The following is a 15,286-nucleotide window of genomic DNA, read 5'->3' on the forward strand; positions in this document are numbered from 1 at the left end:
GCCTTGAACCTCCTGAAAAATGAACAAACTAAAAAACTGTCGGTTAAAAGCAAAAGACTCAAAGCGGCTTGGGATGAAGACTATTTATTAAGGATATTGAAAATAAAAGTGTGAGTTTGCCCTGAATTAAGTAACTCCTTTTCTATATTATGAAATTCTTCGACAGGCTCAGAATGACAGTTTGTAATTAAACTAACTCTACAAATAAACCTTCCTCGGTATTATTAACTTTTGCTAGGTTATGTTTTGTAAGTCCTTTAATAGTTTTATCCCATTTTTTGTTGCTCAAACCACTTTTAGCTTTTAATTCACTTAATAAAATGGGGGAGTTGGTTTCTAATATTTTTAACACGGCTTTTTCTTCATCGTTTAATTCAAATGCTGGAGCTTTCGGTTCTGGTTTCATTTGCGGAAAAAATAAAACATCTTGAATGGAACTGCTATTTGTCATAAACATTACCAATCGGTCAATCCCAATCCCAATACCAGATGTTGGTGGCATTCCATATTCTAAAGCACGTAAAAAATCTTGATCAATAAACATAGCTTCGTCATCGCCCTTTTCTAATAATTTTAACTGTTCTTCAAAACGTTCACGTTGGTCAATTGGATCATTTAACTCGGAATAAGCATTTGCCAATTCTTTACCATTTACCATCAATTCAAAGCGTTCAGTAAGTGCTGGATTAGAACGGTGTTCTTTAGTAAGTGGACTCATTTCTTTCGGGTAATCGGTAATAAAGGTTGGCTGAATATAAGTGTGTTCACATTTTTCGCCAAACAATTCATCAATCATTTTGCCAATTCCCATAGTTTCATCAACTTCAATACCAACTTTTTGGCAAACGTTTCTTAATTCTGTTTCATTCATTCCGGCAACATCAAAACCGGTATGCGTTTTAATGGCATCTAAAATTGGAACTTTTTGAAATGGGGCTTTAAAACTCACCTTATTTTCACCAATTTGAACTTCAGTAGTATTATTTGAATCCATAGCAACTTTTTCTAATAATTCTTCCGTCATTTTCATCATCCAGATATAGTCTTTATAAGCTACATATAACTCCATAACGGTAAACTCTGGATTATGAGTTCTATCCATTCCTTCATTTCTAAAATCTTTTGAAAATTCATAAACGGCATCAAAACCACCAACAATTAATCGTTTTAAATATAATTCGTTGGCAATTCGCAAATACAAAGGAATATTTAATGCGTTATGATGCGAAATAAAGGGTTTTGCAGCTGCACCACCAGGAATTGGTTGCAATATTGGAGTTTCAACTTCTAAATAACCACGACTATTAAAAAACTCGCGTATGGAGTTTGTTATTTTAGTCCGTTTGATAAACGTTTCTTTTACATGATCGTTTACAATTAAATCTACATAACGTTGTCTATAGCGTTGTTCAGGATCTGAAAAAGCATCATGTACATTTCCTTCTGCATCTTTTTTAACTACCGGTAGCGGACGTAAACTTTTAGATAATAAAGTTAATTTTTTAAGATTAATAGAAATTTCACCTACTTTGGTTTTAAAAATTTCTCCTTTAACCCCAATAATATCTCCCATATCTAATAATTTTTTAAATACAGAATTGTACATAGTTTTATCATCGGTTTGGCAAAGTTCATCTCTATTAATATAAATTTGCATTCTTCCACTTGCATCTTTTAATTCAGCAAACGATGCTTTTCCCATAATTCTTCTACTCATCATTCTTCCAGCCAAAATAACTTCCTTGCCTTCAAATTGCTTAAAATCGTTAAGAATTTCCGTTATAGATGCAGTAGTTTTAAATTCTTTTGCAGGATAAGGATTGATTCCTAATTCACGTAATTTTTGAAGCGATTCTCTTCTAATTATTTCTAGTGGTGATAATTGCATGTTGCCTTTTTTTAAATTTTTCTTATTTTGAAGTGAGCAAAGATACAATCAATTTAAAAAAATAGATAATTTCTAAACAAAAAGTATTAATCATATTGATTTTAAGAAAATTTTGTATCTTTGTCATCTGCTTTAAAAGCAGATTAGTTGTGTTGTTTGACGATTTAATCGTCATGGTTTTATTAAAACCGATGGAAAGCTTCCCGAAAAAACGGGACGCTTTTTTTTTGGAAAAGATTTAAAAGGTGAAAAAAGCGTTTTTATATTCCCAGAAAATAGAAATATAAAAACCAGTGTAAATTACAGCAGCTATAAATTTTAGAAAGGTTGAGGTTAAAAAGCCAATAAATGAGCCGAAAGCGGCTTTTAATGCTTTGCTAGAATTGCTACTGTCTTTTATCATTTCACCTAAAAAAGCACCAACAAAAGGACCAATTATAATTCCAAAAGGACCTAAAAAAATCATTCCCAGTATAAGTCCAATCATTGTTCCAACAACTCCATAACGCGTACCTCCAAACTTTTTAGTACCCAAAGCTGGTATAAAATAATCTAGAAGCCAAATAAGTATAGCAATACCTAAAGTTATTCCTAAAAAGGTATAATTTATTGGAACAGGTTTTGATAAACTAAGTATAAGTAAACCAAACCAACTGGTTAAAGGTCCAGGAAGTATTGGTAAAAATGAACCAACAATGCCTAACAGTGCAACTAAAAAGCCAAGAATTAATAAAAATATATCCATAAGCGAATATAAGTTTCCGTTTTATAATGAGCAAAATTTTATGCATTTTTTAAATTATCAACTAAAAAATTAGTTAAAACTAAATATTTAGTTATATTTGTATTATTAAACTAAAAAATTAGTTATAAAATGAATATCCAATTAACAAAAGCAGAAGAGCAGTTTATGCAAGTTTTATGGGAATTAAAAGAAGCTTCGGTTAAAGAAATTATAGCGCAATTGCCAAATCCTAAGCCTGCATATAATACAGTATCTACCATAATAAGAATTTTAGAAACTAAAAATATTGTAGATCATAAAGTAAAAGGTAGAGGTTATATTTATTATCCGTTAATTCCTAAATCAGATTATAGCAATCAAAGTTTGCACAAAATTGTAGATGGTTATTTTGGCGGATCCTTTAAAAGTATGGTCTCTTTTTTTGTAAATGAAAATAAGGTTGATTTAAAGGAACTAGACGTAATTATGAAGATTATAAATGATAAAAAAACAAAAAGATGATTAATTATAGTATTCAGGTTGTACTTTTTCAAGTACTTTTTTTAGCGGTTTATGATTTGTTTTTGCATAAAGAAACTTTTTTTAAATGGAATCGGTTTTATTTATTAGCAACACCTTTTTTAGCATTTATTATTCCATTAATTAAAATAGAAATTTTTCAAAAAAACATAGCAGAAGAATATATAACGTATTTGCCTGAAGTAGTTCTCAATCCGCAGACTGTTATTGAGAAAACGATTAATTCAAGTAATACTTTTAACTATATTTCAATCATTTTTTTTACTGGTGTAGTTGTTTTTACAATCTTATTTTTAGTTAAATTATTTAAAATAATTAGGCTGATTTTAGCTAATAAAGTGATTAAAAAGGAAACCTATTCTCTAGTTATTTTAAAAGATAAAAAAGTGGCGTTTTCATTTTTTAATTTCATTTTTATAAATGAAAAACTACTTAGAAATAACGATTTACAAATAATACAGCACGAATTAATTCATTGCAAACAAAAGCATACCATTGATTTATTGGTTTTTGAAATTCTTAAAATAGTACAATGGTTTAATCCTTTAATTTATCTATTTCAGCAAAGAATTACCGTTTTGCACGAGTATCTTTCAGATGAAGAAGTAATCCAAAAATCTAATAGTTCAACCTATTTTAACAAATTACTTTCCGAAACTTTTAACGTAGAAAATATCACCTTTATAAATCAATTTTATAAACATTCATTAATTAAAAAACGTATTGTTATGATTACCAAAAACAAATCTCAAAAAGTTAAACAGTTAAAGTATTTATTAATTGTTCCGTTATTATTTGCAATGTTGATATTCAGTTCATTTCAAAATAAATCTATAGAAAGAACAATAAACAATAATTTAATTCTTACCGATTCTATTATTCCTAAAAATAGTATACCATTTGCATTAATTAAAAAAGTTCCTATTTATCCAGGTTGTAAAGGAACAGAAATAGAGTTAAGAAAGTGTTTACAAGAAAATATTTCTAATTATATAAATAAAAATTTTAATGCAGATTTAGCTGACCACTTAAATTTACAACCAGGTATAAAACGAGTTTTTGTGATGTTTAGCATAAACAAAGAAGGTGAAATTGATAATGTTCGTGCAAGAGCACCACATAAAAAAATTAAAGAAGAAGCGATAAGAGTTATTAAGTTACTTCCTAAAATGATTCCAGGTCAGTATAAAGGAAAAGTTGTAAATATAAGATATAGTTTGCCAATAGGAATTATGGTTAATGATAAACAAAAAAAAGCTTTTATTGTAAATAGAACTAACAAATTCGAATATAAAAGAAGCAATGGAGTCCCTTTTGCAGTAATTGATAAAGTACCAGTTTATCCAGGTTGCTCTGGTGACCAAGCTACTTTAAGAAAATGTTTACAAGATAATATTGCCCAATTTGTTAGTGCCAATTTTAATTCTGATATATCTAAAGGTTTAGGATTGTCATCTGGCATAAAACGAGTTTTTGTACTATTTACCATAAATAAAGAAGGAAATGTTACAGGCGTTAGAGCAAGAGCACCACATATAAAATTACAAGAAGAAGCAATAAGAGTTATTAAGTTACTTCCAAAAATGATTCCGGGAAAACAAGATGGAAAAAACGTTAATGTAAAATATAGTTTGCCAATTGCTTTTAATGTTGCAGATGAAAGTCCAAAACAAAAAAAGGAAACTTTAAAAGGTATAACTACTAAAAATCAACCCATTTATATTTTAGAAGGAAAAGAAATTTCCAAAAAAGATTTAAATAAAATAGATACTGATAAAATTAAAAGCATAAATGTTTTAAAGGGCAAATCTGCTACTAAAAAATATGGTAAAGAAGGTAAAAATGGAGTAGTAGAAATAATTATGAAAAAAAAGATGTAGTTTAATTTTAAACTTATAAGTTAAAATAATATTGTATGTCCGTAATTAATCATAAAATGTTCGTCACCCTGGACCTGCCAGCAGCAGGCGGGTATGTTTCAGGGTCTCATTAATATAAATCAGTGATTGTCAAAACTATGAGATGCTGAAACAAGTTCAGCATGACGTATAAATATGAAGTATGATATTAAACGTATATACACAAAAAATTATATGAAAAGGATTATATTAAAAAAACCGAGAGAATTCTCTCGGTTTTTTTATCGTTGTAGAACTGCTTAAAATATTGTATTTTCACTTGTGGAAATAAAAGTTTATGTTAAAAAATATTTTTACAGCGGTATTCTGTTTGGTTCTTATTACATCGTGTGATTTTTTTACTGAAACTGCTAAAAAAAACTCAATACCAAAAACAGATACGATTGTTGATTTTAACTCGGTAGATGCATTTCCTTTATTTCCTAGTTGTAAAGATATTCCGTCTAGAAAAAAGCAGCAAATTTGCTTTCAATTAAAAATGTCGCAATATATTTATGCAACATTAAACAAGTTTAAACTAACTACAAATGAAGTAATTAACGATACCATTTTAGTTAAACTGAAGATTAATTTATTAGGGAAAACTAGCCTTTCAGGTTTAAAAATATCTAAAAAAACTAAAGATTTGTTTCCTAAATTTGATAGTTTATTAAAAGTGAGTATTGCTAAATTACCAATATTATCTCCAGCTATAAAACGCAATATGCCTGTTACAACAGAATTTACTTTACCAATAATCTTAAAAAATTAAATTATTCGTTTAGCATTTTCCAAAGTGTATCTTTTAACTCGGTTAAGCCTTGTTGTGCTACCGAAGATATAAAAAGTGTTTTAATTCCTTTTGGAAGTTCTTTTTTAATTTCTGTTTTTAATTCATCATCTAATAAATCAGATTTTGAGATTGCCAATAATCGTTCTTTATCTAATAATTCTGGGTTGTGTAGTTTAAGTTCATTCAGTAAAATATCATACTCTTTTTTTATATCATCTGAATCAGCAGGAATTAAAAATAACAAGGTTGAATTTCGTTCAATATGGCGTAAAAATCGGAGGCCTAAACCTTTACCATCCGCAGCTCCTTCAATAATTCCCGGAATATCTGCAATTACAAATGTTTGAAAATCGCGATATTCAACAATTCCTAAATTGGGCTTCAAGGTAGTAAAAGCATAATCTGCTATTTTTGGTTTAGCAGAGGTTAAAACAGATAATAAAGTTGATTTTCCAGCATTTGGAAATCCTACTAAACCAACATCAGCCAATACTTTCAATTCTAACTGAAACCATCCTTCTTTACTCTCAATACCTGGTTGTGCATAACGAGGAGTTTGATTAGTAGCCGATCTAAAATTCCAGTTACCTAGTCCTCCCATACCGCCTTCTAATAAAATTTGTTCTGTGTTTTCAGCAGTTATTTCGAAAAGGATTTCTTGAGTTTCTCCATTTCTTACAATAGTACCTAACGGAACATCAACATACACATCTTTTCCATCTTTTCCAGAACTTCGTTGTTTACCTCCATGACCTCCATGCTCTGCTCTAAAATGTTTTTTATATTTTAAAGGATAAAGTGTCCACATATTTTTGTTTCCTCTAACAATAATATGGCCACCACGTCCACCATCCCCACCATCAGGTCCACCTTTGGTAATGTATTTTTCACGATGTAAATGAACAGATCCACCACCACCATTACCGCTACTTGCAAAAATTTTAATATAATCTACAAAATTTCCTTCTGTCATTAATTATAGTTTATCAATTATTTCAAAAATGCGTTTCGAAATTTCTTCGATAGATCCAACTCCGTTAACGCCAAAGTATTTGTGCTGCATTAGGTAAAATTCTTTTAATATTTCAGTTTTAGCATGGTATTCATTAAATCGGTAACGAATTTTTTCTTCGTTTGCGTCATCAGGTCTTTCACTAGTTTTACCGCGTCTTAAAATACGTTGTACAAGTTCTTCTTCTGGAACTTCAAGAGCAACCATACCGCTTACTGTTTCTCCTTTTTCTAATAAAAATTTATCTAAAGCAATTGCTTGTGATGTTGTTCTTGGATAGCCATCAAAAATAAAACCTTTTGCATTTGGAGTTTCGTTAACTTTTTCTTCTAGCATGTGAATGGTAACTTCATCTGGAACAAAATTTCCTTCATCTATATAAGATTTAGCCAGTTTTCCTAACGGTGTATTATTTTTAATATTATATCTAAAAACATCTCCTGTAGAAATATGTATTAAACCATATTTTGATTTTAAAAATTCAGCTTGTGTACCTTTTCCTGCTCCGGGAGGACCAAAAAGCACTATATTTTTCATAGTGGGTTTTTTGGTAAGCTGATAAATACTTGGTAAATTTCTGCCTAATCCGTCATAATCCAATCCGTAACCTACAATAAATTTATCTGGAATAGGAATTCCGATGTAATTTATAGATAAATCTTTTTTAAATACATCAGGTTTAAAAAATAGCGTTGCAATTTTAAGCTGTTTTAATTTTTTTGTATTAAATATTTTATATAATTCTTCAAGGGTATTACCTGTATCGATTATATCTTCAAGAATAACAATAGTTCTATCTTCTAAATTTTCATTAATTCCAACTAATTGTTTTATTTTCCCTGAAGAATTAGTTCCTTGATAAGAGGCTAATTTAACAAAGGACACTTCACAATTGCCTTTATATTGGCGAACAAAATCTGCCATAAACATAAAAGAACCGTTTAAAATCCCTATAAATAAAGGAATTTCATTTTTACAATCTTTATAAACCTGATCTACTAAAACCTGAACGGCTTCATTTATTTTATCTTGTGAGATGTATTTTTTAAAGTATTTGTCGTGAAGTTTTATTATGCTCATTTTGTTGCTTTGTCACAAAGTTAATAATCCAAATATAATATTAGCTTTTTTTTTAAATTTCTTTATAAAAATTAAAATTAAAAAACCGTTTTGCTGTATCAAAACGGTTTTTTAAGTAATATAATTTATATAAATTTTATTTTTTCTTTTTTTCTAATCGTTTTACAGTATCATACATTATTGGCGATGCAATATATAATGATGAATAGGTACCAACTACAATACCAATAATTAATGCAAACATAAATCCTTTAATAGAATCTCCACCAAATAAGAAAATGGCTATTAAAACCACTAAAGTAGTTAATGAAGTATTTAAGGTTCTACCTAATGTAGAGCTTAAGGCTTTATCAATTAGTTCGTTAAATTTCCAAGAACTATGAGTTCCTGTAAATTCACGGATTCTATCAAAAATAATTACGGTATCATTTATAGAGTAACCAAGTACCGTTAAAATTGCCGCAATAAATGATTGTCCTATTTCCATATCAAAAGGTAAATAATGATATCCTAATGAGAAAACACCTATTACAATAGTAACATCATGGAACAAAGCCACTACTGCACCAAAACTATATTGCCATTTTTTAAACCTAAACAATATGTATAAGAAAATAACTAATAACGATCCTAAAATTGCCCAACCTGCGGCTGTTTTAATATCATCTGCAATAGTTGGCTCAACCTTAATTGAACTTAAAATCCCTACAGTTTTATGTCCTCCATAACCAGGTTTAAACTCTTCTAAAGTTATATTTTTTGGAATATAATTTTGTAAGCCTTTATATAATAATTCTTGAACTTCACCATCAATTTGATTACCTTCTTGATCAATTTTATATTTTGTAGTTATTTTTAACTGACTAGATTCTCCATAAGTTTTTACTTCAGGAGCACTTCCAAATACGGTTTTTAAGGATTCCGCAACATCCGTAGGATTTGTTGGTTTATCAAATTTAACTACATAAGACCTACCTCCAACAAAATCTACTCCATAATTTAAACCTTTTGTGGTTATAGATGCAATTGATATAATAATTAAAGTACCTGAAACTACATAGGCAATTTTACGTTGTTTTAAAAATTTAATATTAATATTAGTAAACCAGTTTTTAGTGATATTAGTATTGAATGTAAACTTTTTACCTTTGTTAGCATACCAATCAACAACTAATCTAGTAATAAATACAGCAGTAAATAATGAAGTAGCAATACCTACCATTAAAGTATAGGCAAAACCTTTAACAGGGCCTGTACCAAAAACGTATAAAATAATACCAGTTAACATCGTGGTAATGTTGGCATCAACAATAGCGGATAATGCTCCTTTAAAACTAAATCCGTGGTTAATTGCGGCTTTTAAACCTTTGCCTTGCCTTAATTCTTCTTTAATACGCTCAAAAATAATTACATTCGCATCAACTGACATACCAATGGTTAATATAATACCAGCGATACCAGGCAAGGTTAATACGGCTCCAAAAGCAGTTAATATTCCAAATATAAATAGCAAGTTTACTGCTAGAGCTACATCAGCAAATGCACCTGCTTTACCGTAGTAAAAAATCATCCAAGCTAAAATTAATAATAAAGCTAAAAAGAAAGAACTCATACTACTATTAATTGCTTTTTGACCCAAAGATGGTCCAACAATTTCGGATTGAATTATATGAGCTGCAGCTGGTAGTTTACCTGCTTTTAAAACGTTTGCAATATCTTGTGCTTCTTCAACAGTCATACTTCCACCTGAAATAGAAGTTCTACCATTGGTGATTGCTGTATTAACAGATGGTGCAGTATATACATAGTCATCTAAAACAACGGCAACAAACTTACCAATATTTTCTGTGGTCATTTTAGCCCATTGTCTAGTACCTAAGGCATTCATAGTCATACTAACTTCTGGCTTACTAGTTTGTCCGTATTCTTGGCTAGCATCTATAATTACATCTCCTTCAATTGGAGCTATATCTTCTCTGTTTGATTTTATACCGTATAAATAAATTAATTGAACATTTTCATTTGTACCAGTAGCCTTAGTTGAAAAAGGTTTATAATCCCATAAAAATTTAATATATTTTAAATTGTTAGGTAATAAGGTTCTGACACTTTTTAAAGCTAGATATTTATTAACTATTGCAGTATCAGCCACTTTTGCAGTACCAATTACTGAAGAAACTTGATTTTGATTTTGAGGAATGCTCGGTGAAAATACAGAAAATAAGTTTTTCGGATTTTTTGTTGCTAAAGAATCTGAAACTTCCCCTAATAAATCTTTTAAATCATTTTTATTATTAGTAGCAGTAGTATCTGCTTTGGTTTCTTCTTTTAAGATGTTTTCTACAACCGTATTTGCTTTAATGAAGAAATTAGCAGTTTCTTGGTTAGTATAAACTTCCCAAAATTGTAATTTAGCTGTACTTTGTAATAATCTTTTAACACGATCAATATCTTTTGCTCCAGGTAATTCAATTAAAATTCTACCAGATTTACCAATACGTTGAATATTTGGTTGTGTAACCCCAAACTTATCTATTCTACTTCGTAATACTTCAAAAGCAGTATTTACTGAACCCGTTACTTCATCTGCAATAATTGGTTTTACTTGAGCATCGGTTAATTTAAAGTTTATTTTTTCACGAAGCGATTTATTTCCAAAAATACTAGGATCACTTAATTTAACAGTACCATTACTAAGGGTTTCAAATTCATTATAAAATAAATCTAAAAAAGTTTTATCACTATTTTTTTGGGCTATGGTTGCTTTAGCTAAAGCCTCATTAAATATAGGATTTTTTGAGTTATTTGATAATCCAATTAAAATATCTTTAACAGATACTTGTAAAATGGCATTAATACCACCTTTAAGGTCAAGCCCCAAGTTTAACTCTTTGTCTTTAATATCATTATAGCTAAATTTTGCAAAGCCTAAATTAATTACCGGTTTATTGGCAACAGAATCTAGATAATGTTGTTCAAATTCTGCTATTTTTTTCCCATTATCAGATCTAGATTCTGCAAATATTTTTGCTTTTTTCTCAACCCCATGTGTAAACCAAGTAAATGATAATTGATAGATACTTACTAATCCAAAAAGAATAGCGAATAACTTTATAAGTCCTTTATTTTGCATGTTACTTTTTTTAAATAAAATTCTATTGTAATAAACGTGCAAATATATAATTTCAATCACGATTTAACAATTCTTTTTTAGTTTTTATAAGGATTAAGTATAACGAGTTAATTAATAGGAAAATTAATTACTCAAATTTGTATCTTTGCATTTAAATTTTTTAGAATATGAAAATGTTAACAGATATAGATATTGCCCAAGGAAAAGAGCTTATACATATTAAAGAAATTGCTTCTAAACTAAATATTAAAGAAGACGATTTAGAAATGTATGGTAAGTACAAAGCCAAGTTACCTTTAAATTTAATTGATGAGAAAAAAGTTAAAAATAATAACTTAATATTGGTAACGGCTATTACGCCAACTCCAGCAGGTGAAGGAAAAACAACGGTTTCTATTGGATTAACAGAAGGGCTAAATAGAATTGGTAAGCAAGCTACGGTAGTTTTACGTGAACCATCTTTAGGTCCAGTATTTGGCATAAAAGGTGGTGCTGCTGGTGGTGGATATTCTCAAGTTGTTCCTATGGAAGATATAAATCTTCATTTTACAGGAGATTTTAATGCTATTGAAAAAGCCAATAATTTGCTATCTGCATTGATTGATAATAATTTGCAAAGTAAATGTTGTAGTTTTAATATGGATCCTAGAACTATTTTATGGAAACGAGTTATTGATATGAATGACCGTTCATTGCGTAATATAATAATAGGATTAGGAGGAACTGCAAATGGAATTCCTAGGGAAGATGGTTTTAATATTACCCCAGCTTCTGAAGTAATGGCAATTTTATGTATGGCTACTGACTTTGCAGATTTAAAAAAACGCTTAGGTGATATTTTTATTGGTTTTACTTTTGATAAAAAACCAATTTTTGCTCGTGATTTAAAAGCTCAGGATGCTATGGCAATTTTGTTAAAAGATGCTATAAAACCAAATTTGGTACAGACTTTAGAAGAAAACCCGGCAATAATACACGGTGGACCTTTTGCAAATATTGCACAAGGAACAAATTCAATTATTGCAACAAAAATGGGATTGTCATTATCTAATTACGTAGTTACGGAAGCAGGTTTTGGTGCCGATTTAGGTGCAGAAAAATTTTTAGATATTAAATGTGTAGCGGCAGATTTAAATCCGAAAGCAGTAGTTTTAGTAGCTACTATTAGAGCTTTACGTCACCATGGTGGTGCTAAAAAAGAGGAATACAATACGCCAAACATTGAATTTGTAAAAGATGGCTTTTGTAATTTAGAAAAACATATTGAAAACATTAGAAAATTTAATATAGAACCTGTTGTTGCAATAAATACCTTTATAAACGATACTTATGAAGAAATAAATTATATTATTGATAAATGTAAAGAACTAGGAGTTCATGCTGTTGTTTCAGAAGGTTGGGCTAAAGGAGGAAAAGGAACAGAAAAATTAGCAGAAACTGTTGTGTCAATTGTGGAATCTCATAAAACACATTTTACACCTATTTATAATTGGGATGAACCAGTTAAAACTAAAATTGAAAAAATAGCCAAAGAAATTTACGGGGCTGCAGGAGTTGATTATGATAAAAAAGCAAAATTAAATTTAAGGCGTATTGAAAGGTTAGGCTTCAACAATTTTGCAGTATGTATGGCAAAAACGCAGAAATCTTTTTCTGATAATGAAACTTTAGTAGGAAGACCTAAAGATTTTATTGTTACCGTTCGTGAAATTGAAATAGCGGCTGGAGCAGAATTTATAATTCCTATATTAGGTAGAATGATGCGTATGCCAGGTTTGCCAGGTAAACCTGCTTCTGAAAAAATGGAAATAGATAATGATGGAGTAATTTCTGGATTATCATAAATAATTTTTAATAATATTTGAAAGCCTTTGAAAGAAAGGCTTTTTTTATGAAATTGATAGCATTCATTAAATTTTTCTCTTAAATTTCTTAAAAAAAATAGAACAATAAGAATCTATATAATATTTTTTTGTAAAAATAAAGCTTAAATTTTGTTTTTTATCGCTAAATTTGTTCACTGAATTAATTATTATCTAAGTTAATTAATAATGAAAGAGAATATTGAAATATCTAATCTTTTAATGGATATTCCCACTGTACTTTGTAGAAATATAAGTCAACGATTTGTTAGTACGATTTTAAAGGAAATAAAAAGTGAATTTTCAAAACATCACTTTATGATTTTAAAACTTCTAAGTGAAAATAAAAAGTTATATATAACCGAAATTGTTCAAACTTTAGGTATTACAAAACCTCAAATGACAGTATCTATTGATAAATTAATTAGTTTGGGTTTTGTTGTAAGAAAAAATGATATAAAAGATAGGCGAAAAATATATTTAAAAATAACAAAATCAGGGAGAAAAATAAATAACACAATTAAACAAGAAATAAATTCTAAAATAAATGAAAATTTAATTCAGTTTTCAGAGAGTGAAATTGATCAATTAGAAAATGGATTAAAAATTTTATATAAATTTTGTACAATTTATAAATAGCTATGGCACAAAAATTCGATAAGAAAATATTTACATTCCGATTATTATGCAAAGATTTAGGTTTTCTTCTATATAATTTTCCTGAAATGGTAGTTGCAATGAAAAATAAAAATATTAGTAAGGCATTTATGGAAAAAATAATGCTGATTGTTACAGCAGTTAATGGTTGTTCATACTGTTCTTGGTTTCATGCGAAACAAGCAATTTCTAGTGGGATAGGAGACGATGAAGTAAAAAACATGTTGAAACTTCAATTTGATGCGGATACTTCTGATTTTGAAATGATTGCATTGTTGTATGCTCAACACTATGCCGAAACTAATAGAAAACCTGAAAAAGAAATGACAGAAAGGTTGTTTGAATATTATGGAATGAGAACAGCAAATCATATAATTCTATTTATTCGGATGATTTTCTTTGGTAACTTACTCGGCAACACATATGATGCTTTTTTGAGTAGATTAAAAGGGAATAAAGCTGAAGATAGTAATGTATGTTTTGAAACTATTTTCTTTATTGTAAATACTCCTATATTACTTCCGATGTATCCTTTTACAAAGAAATATCGAAACTAAATACAGAATTTAAAATAATTTACATCTGCATACATAAAAACTCCTTTGATATAAGTTTCAAAGGAGTTTTTTATTAAGAATTATAAAAATGAATTAATCTAATAATCCATTTGTTTTTTTAACAGCTGCTGCACTTTCGTGTAATTTTGTTTTTTCAGCTTCTGTTAATTCTAACTCTACAATTTTTTCAATACCATTTTTTCCTAAAATACAAGGAACACCTATTGAAATGTCGTTTAGTCCATATTCACCTTCTAATAACGCAGAACAAGGGAACATTTTTTTAGAATCTAAAGCAATTGCTTTAACTAATTCTGAAACTGCAGAACCAGGAGCATACCAAGCACTTGTACCTAACATTTTTGTTAAAGTAGCACCTCCAACTTTAGTATCTTCTACAACTTGTTGTATGCGTTCTTTAGATAAAAACGTAGAAACTGGTAAACTATTTCTAACTGCAAAACTAGATAATGGTATCATCCCTTTATCACTATGACCTCCAATTACCATTCCATCAACATCCGATGTTGGACAACCTAAAGCTTCAGCTAATCTATATTTAAAACGAGCACTGTCTAAAGCTCCACCCATACCAATAATTCTATTTTTTGGTAATCCAGTAGTTTTATGAGCTAAATATGCCATAGTATCCATTGGGTTACTTACTATAATTAAGATAACATTTGGAGAATGTTTGATTAAATTTTCAGTTACAGATTTTACAATACCTGCGTTAATACCAATTAATTCTTCACGTGTCATTCCTGGTTTTCTAGGAATACCACTAGTTACTACAGCAATATCACTATTTGCTGTTTTAGAATAATCGTTAGTGGATCCTGTAATTTTAGTATCAAAACCCATTAATGATGATGTTTGCATTAAATCCATAGCTTTACCTTCAGCGTAATTTTCTTTAATATCAACAATTACAACTTCAGAAGCGAAATTTTTTACGGCAATGTACTGAGCACAACTTGCTCCTACAGCACCTGCACCTACTATTGTTACTTTCATTTTGTATTAATTTATAATGATGTTTATTTAATTTTAACTGTTATCTATCAAAATTACAATATTTATAAGAAAATGAATGCAATATTTATAACAAAAAAAGGATTGCTTTAAACAATCCTTCAAAA

Annotated in this window: 12 protein-coding genes; 6 read left to right on the forward strand and 6 right to left on the reverse strand. The window is 29.0% G+C overall.

All coding sequences use genetic code 11. The annotated features are described in order from the left end of the window. Positions 1-187: 187 nt before the first annotated feature. Positions 188-1,888 carry a lysine--tRNA ligase gene (gene lysS, locus L3J60_RS09050; protein ID WP_291975178.1) on the reverse strand — a complete coding sequence of 567 codons (1,701 nt, stop codon included), beginning with the start codon at positions 1,886-1,888 and terminating at the stop codon, positions 188-190. A 238-nt stretch (positions 1,889-2,126) separates the two neighbouring features. After that, the gene (locus L3J60_RS09055) at positions 2,127-2,633 is read right to left on the reverse strand and encodes a DUF456 domain-containing protein (protein WP_291975179.1); all 507 of its coding nucleotides are present in this window, start codon (positions 2,631-2,633) and stop codon (positions 2,127-2,129) included. Positions 2,634-2,762: 129 nt separating this feature from the next. Here L3J60_RS09055 and L3J60_RS09060 point away from each other — a divergent pair, with 129 nt between their 5' ends. The 3 genes from L3J60_RS09060 (at position 2,763) to L3J60_RS09070 (ending at position 5,822) form a co-directional block, all read left to right on the forward strand. Further along, complete coding sequence (locus L3J60_RS09060) at positions 2,763-3,134, forward strand: BlaI/MecI/CopY family transcriptional regulator (protein WP_291975180.1); 372 nt, start codon at positions 2,763-2,765, stop codon at positions 3,132-3,134. Continuing rightward, a complete protein-coding gene (locus L3J60_RS09065) occupies positions 3,131-5,032 on the forward strand; it encodes an energy transducer TonB (protein WP_291975181.1) in 1,902 nt (633 codons plus the stop codon). The genes L3J60_RS09060 and L3J60_RS09065 overlap by 4 nt, the downstream gene beginning before the upstream one ends. Before the next feature lie 316 nt (positions 5,033-5,348). Next, positions 5,349-5,822, forward strand: a complete 474-nt coding sequence (locus L3J60_RS09070; protein WP_291975182.1) for a hypothetical protein — start codon at positions 5,349-5,351, stop codon at positions 5,820-5,822. Between the two features lies 1 nt (position 5,823). Here L3J60_RS09070 and obgE read toward each other — a convergent pair whose 3' ends face one another. The 3 genes from obgE to secDF all read right to left on the reverse strand — a co-directional run bounded on the left by obgE (position 5,824) and on the right by secDF (position 11,068). Continuing rightward, entirely contained in the window at positions 5,824-6,816 is a 993-nt protein-coding gene (gene obgE / locus L3J60_RS09075; protein ID WP_291975183.1) for a GTPase ObgE, read from the reverse strand. 3 nt (positions 6,817-6,819) lie between these two features. After that, the gene (locus L3J60_RS09080) at positions 6,820-7,935 is read right to left on the reverse strand and encodes an adenylate kinase (RefSeq protein ID WP_291975184.1); all 1,116 of its coding nucleotides are present in this window, start codon (positions 7,933-7,935) and stop codon (positions 6,820-6,822) included. 136 nt (positions 7,936-8,071) lie between these two features. Continuing rightward, a complete protein-coding gene (secDF, locus tag L3J60_RS09085; RefSeq protein WP_291975185.1) occupies positions 8,072-11,068 on the reverse strand; it encodes a protein translocase subunit SecDF in 2,997 nt (998 codons plus the stop codon). Positions 11,069-11,235: 167 nt separating this feature from the next. Here secDF and L3J60_RS09090 point away from each other — a divergent pair, with 167 nt between their 5' ends. The 3 genes from L3J60_RS09090 to L3J60_RS09100 all read left to right on the forward strand — a co-directional run bounded on the left by L3J60_RS09090 (position 11,236) and on the right by L3J60_RS09100 (position 14,144). Further along, positions 11,236-12,912, forward strand: coding sequence for a formate--tetrahydrofolate ligase (locus L3J60_RS09090; RefSeq protein WP_291975186.1), 1,677 nt, complete (start codon positions 11,236-11,238; stop codon positions 12,910-12,912). Positions 12,913-13,119: 207 nt separating this feature from the next. Beyond that, the gene (locus L3J60_RS09095; protein ID WP_291975187.1) at positions 13,120-13,569 is read left to right on the forward strand and encodes a MarR family transcriptional regulator; all 450 of its coding nucleotides are present in this window, start codon (positions 13,120-13,122) and stop codon (positions 13,567-13,569) included. Positions 13,570-13,571: 2 nt separating this feature from the next. Continuing rightward, positions 13,572-14,144, forward strand: coding sequence for a carboxymuconolactone decarboxylase family protein (locus L3J60_RS09100; RefSeq protein ID WP_291975188.1), 573 nt, complete (start codon positions 13,572-13,574; stop codon positions 14,142-14,144). 93 nt (positions 14,145-14,237) lie between these two features. Here L3J60_RS09100 and mdh read toward each other — a convergent pair whose 3' ends face one another. After that, positions 14,238-15,161 (reverse strand): malate dehydrogenase, encoded by a 924-nt coding sequence (gene mdh / locus L3J60_RS09105; protein WP_291975189.1) that lies wholly within the window; start codon positions 15,159-15,161, stop codon positions 14,238-14,240. Between the last annotated feature and the right edge of the window lie 125 nt (positions 15,162-15,286).

The organism is Lutibacter sp., from assembly GCF_021647475.1.
GTDB lineage: Bacteria > Bacteroidota > Bacteroidia > Flavobacteriales > Flavobacteriaceae > Lutibacter.

Excerpts from the sequence above, each read along its gene's own strand:
- lysS (WP_291975178.1), bottom strand. The coding sequence starts at position 1,888 with ATGCAATTATCACCACTAGAAATAATTAGAAGAGAATCGCTTCAAAAA.
- L3J60_RS09055 (WP_291975179.1), bottom strand. The coding sequence starts at position 2,633 with ATGGATATATTTTTATTAATTCTTGGCTTTTTAGTTGCACTGTTAGGC.
- L3J60_RS09060 (WP_291975180.1), top strand. The coding sequence starts at position 2,763 with ATGAATATCCAATTAACAAAAGCAGAAGAGCAGTTTATGCAAGTTTTA.
- L3J60_RS09065 (WP_291975181.1), top strand. The coding sequence starts at position 3,131 with ATGATTAATTATAGTATTCAGGTTGTACTTTTTCAAGTACTTTTTTTA.
- L3J60_RS09070 (WP_291975182.1), top strand. The coding sequence starts at position 5,349 with ATGTTAAAAAATATTTTTACAGCGGTATTCTGTTTGGTTCTTATTACA.
- obgE (WP_291975183.1), bottom strand. The coding sequence starts at position 6,816 with ATGACAGAAGGAAATTTTGTAGATTATATTAAAATTTTTGCAAGTAGC.
- L3J60_RS09080 (WP_291975184.1), bottom strand. The coding sequence starts at position 7,935 with ATGAGCATAATAAAACTTCACGACAAATACTTTAAAAAATACATCTCA.
- secDF (WP_291975185.1), bottom strand. The coding sequence starts at position 11,068 with ATGCAAAATAAAGGACTTATAAAGTTATTCGCTATTCTTTTTGGATTA.
- L3J60_RS09090 (WP_291975186.1), top strand. The coding sequence starts at position 11,236 with ATGAAAATGTTAACAGATATAGATATTGCCCAAGGAAAAGAGCTTATA.
- L3J60_RS09095 (WP_291975187.1), top strand. The coding sequence starts at position 13,120 with ATGAAAGAGAATATTGAAATATCTAATCTTTTAATGGATATTCCCACT.
- L3J60_RS09100 (WP_291975188.1), top strand. The coding sequence starts at position 13,572 with ATGGCACAAAAATTCGATAAGAAAATATTTACATTCCGATTATTATGC.
- mdh (WP_291975189.1), bottom strand. The coding sequence starts at position 15,161 with ATGAAAGTAACAATAGTAGGTGCAGGTGCTGTAGGAGCAAGTTGTGCT.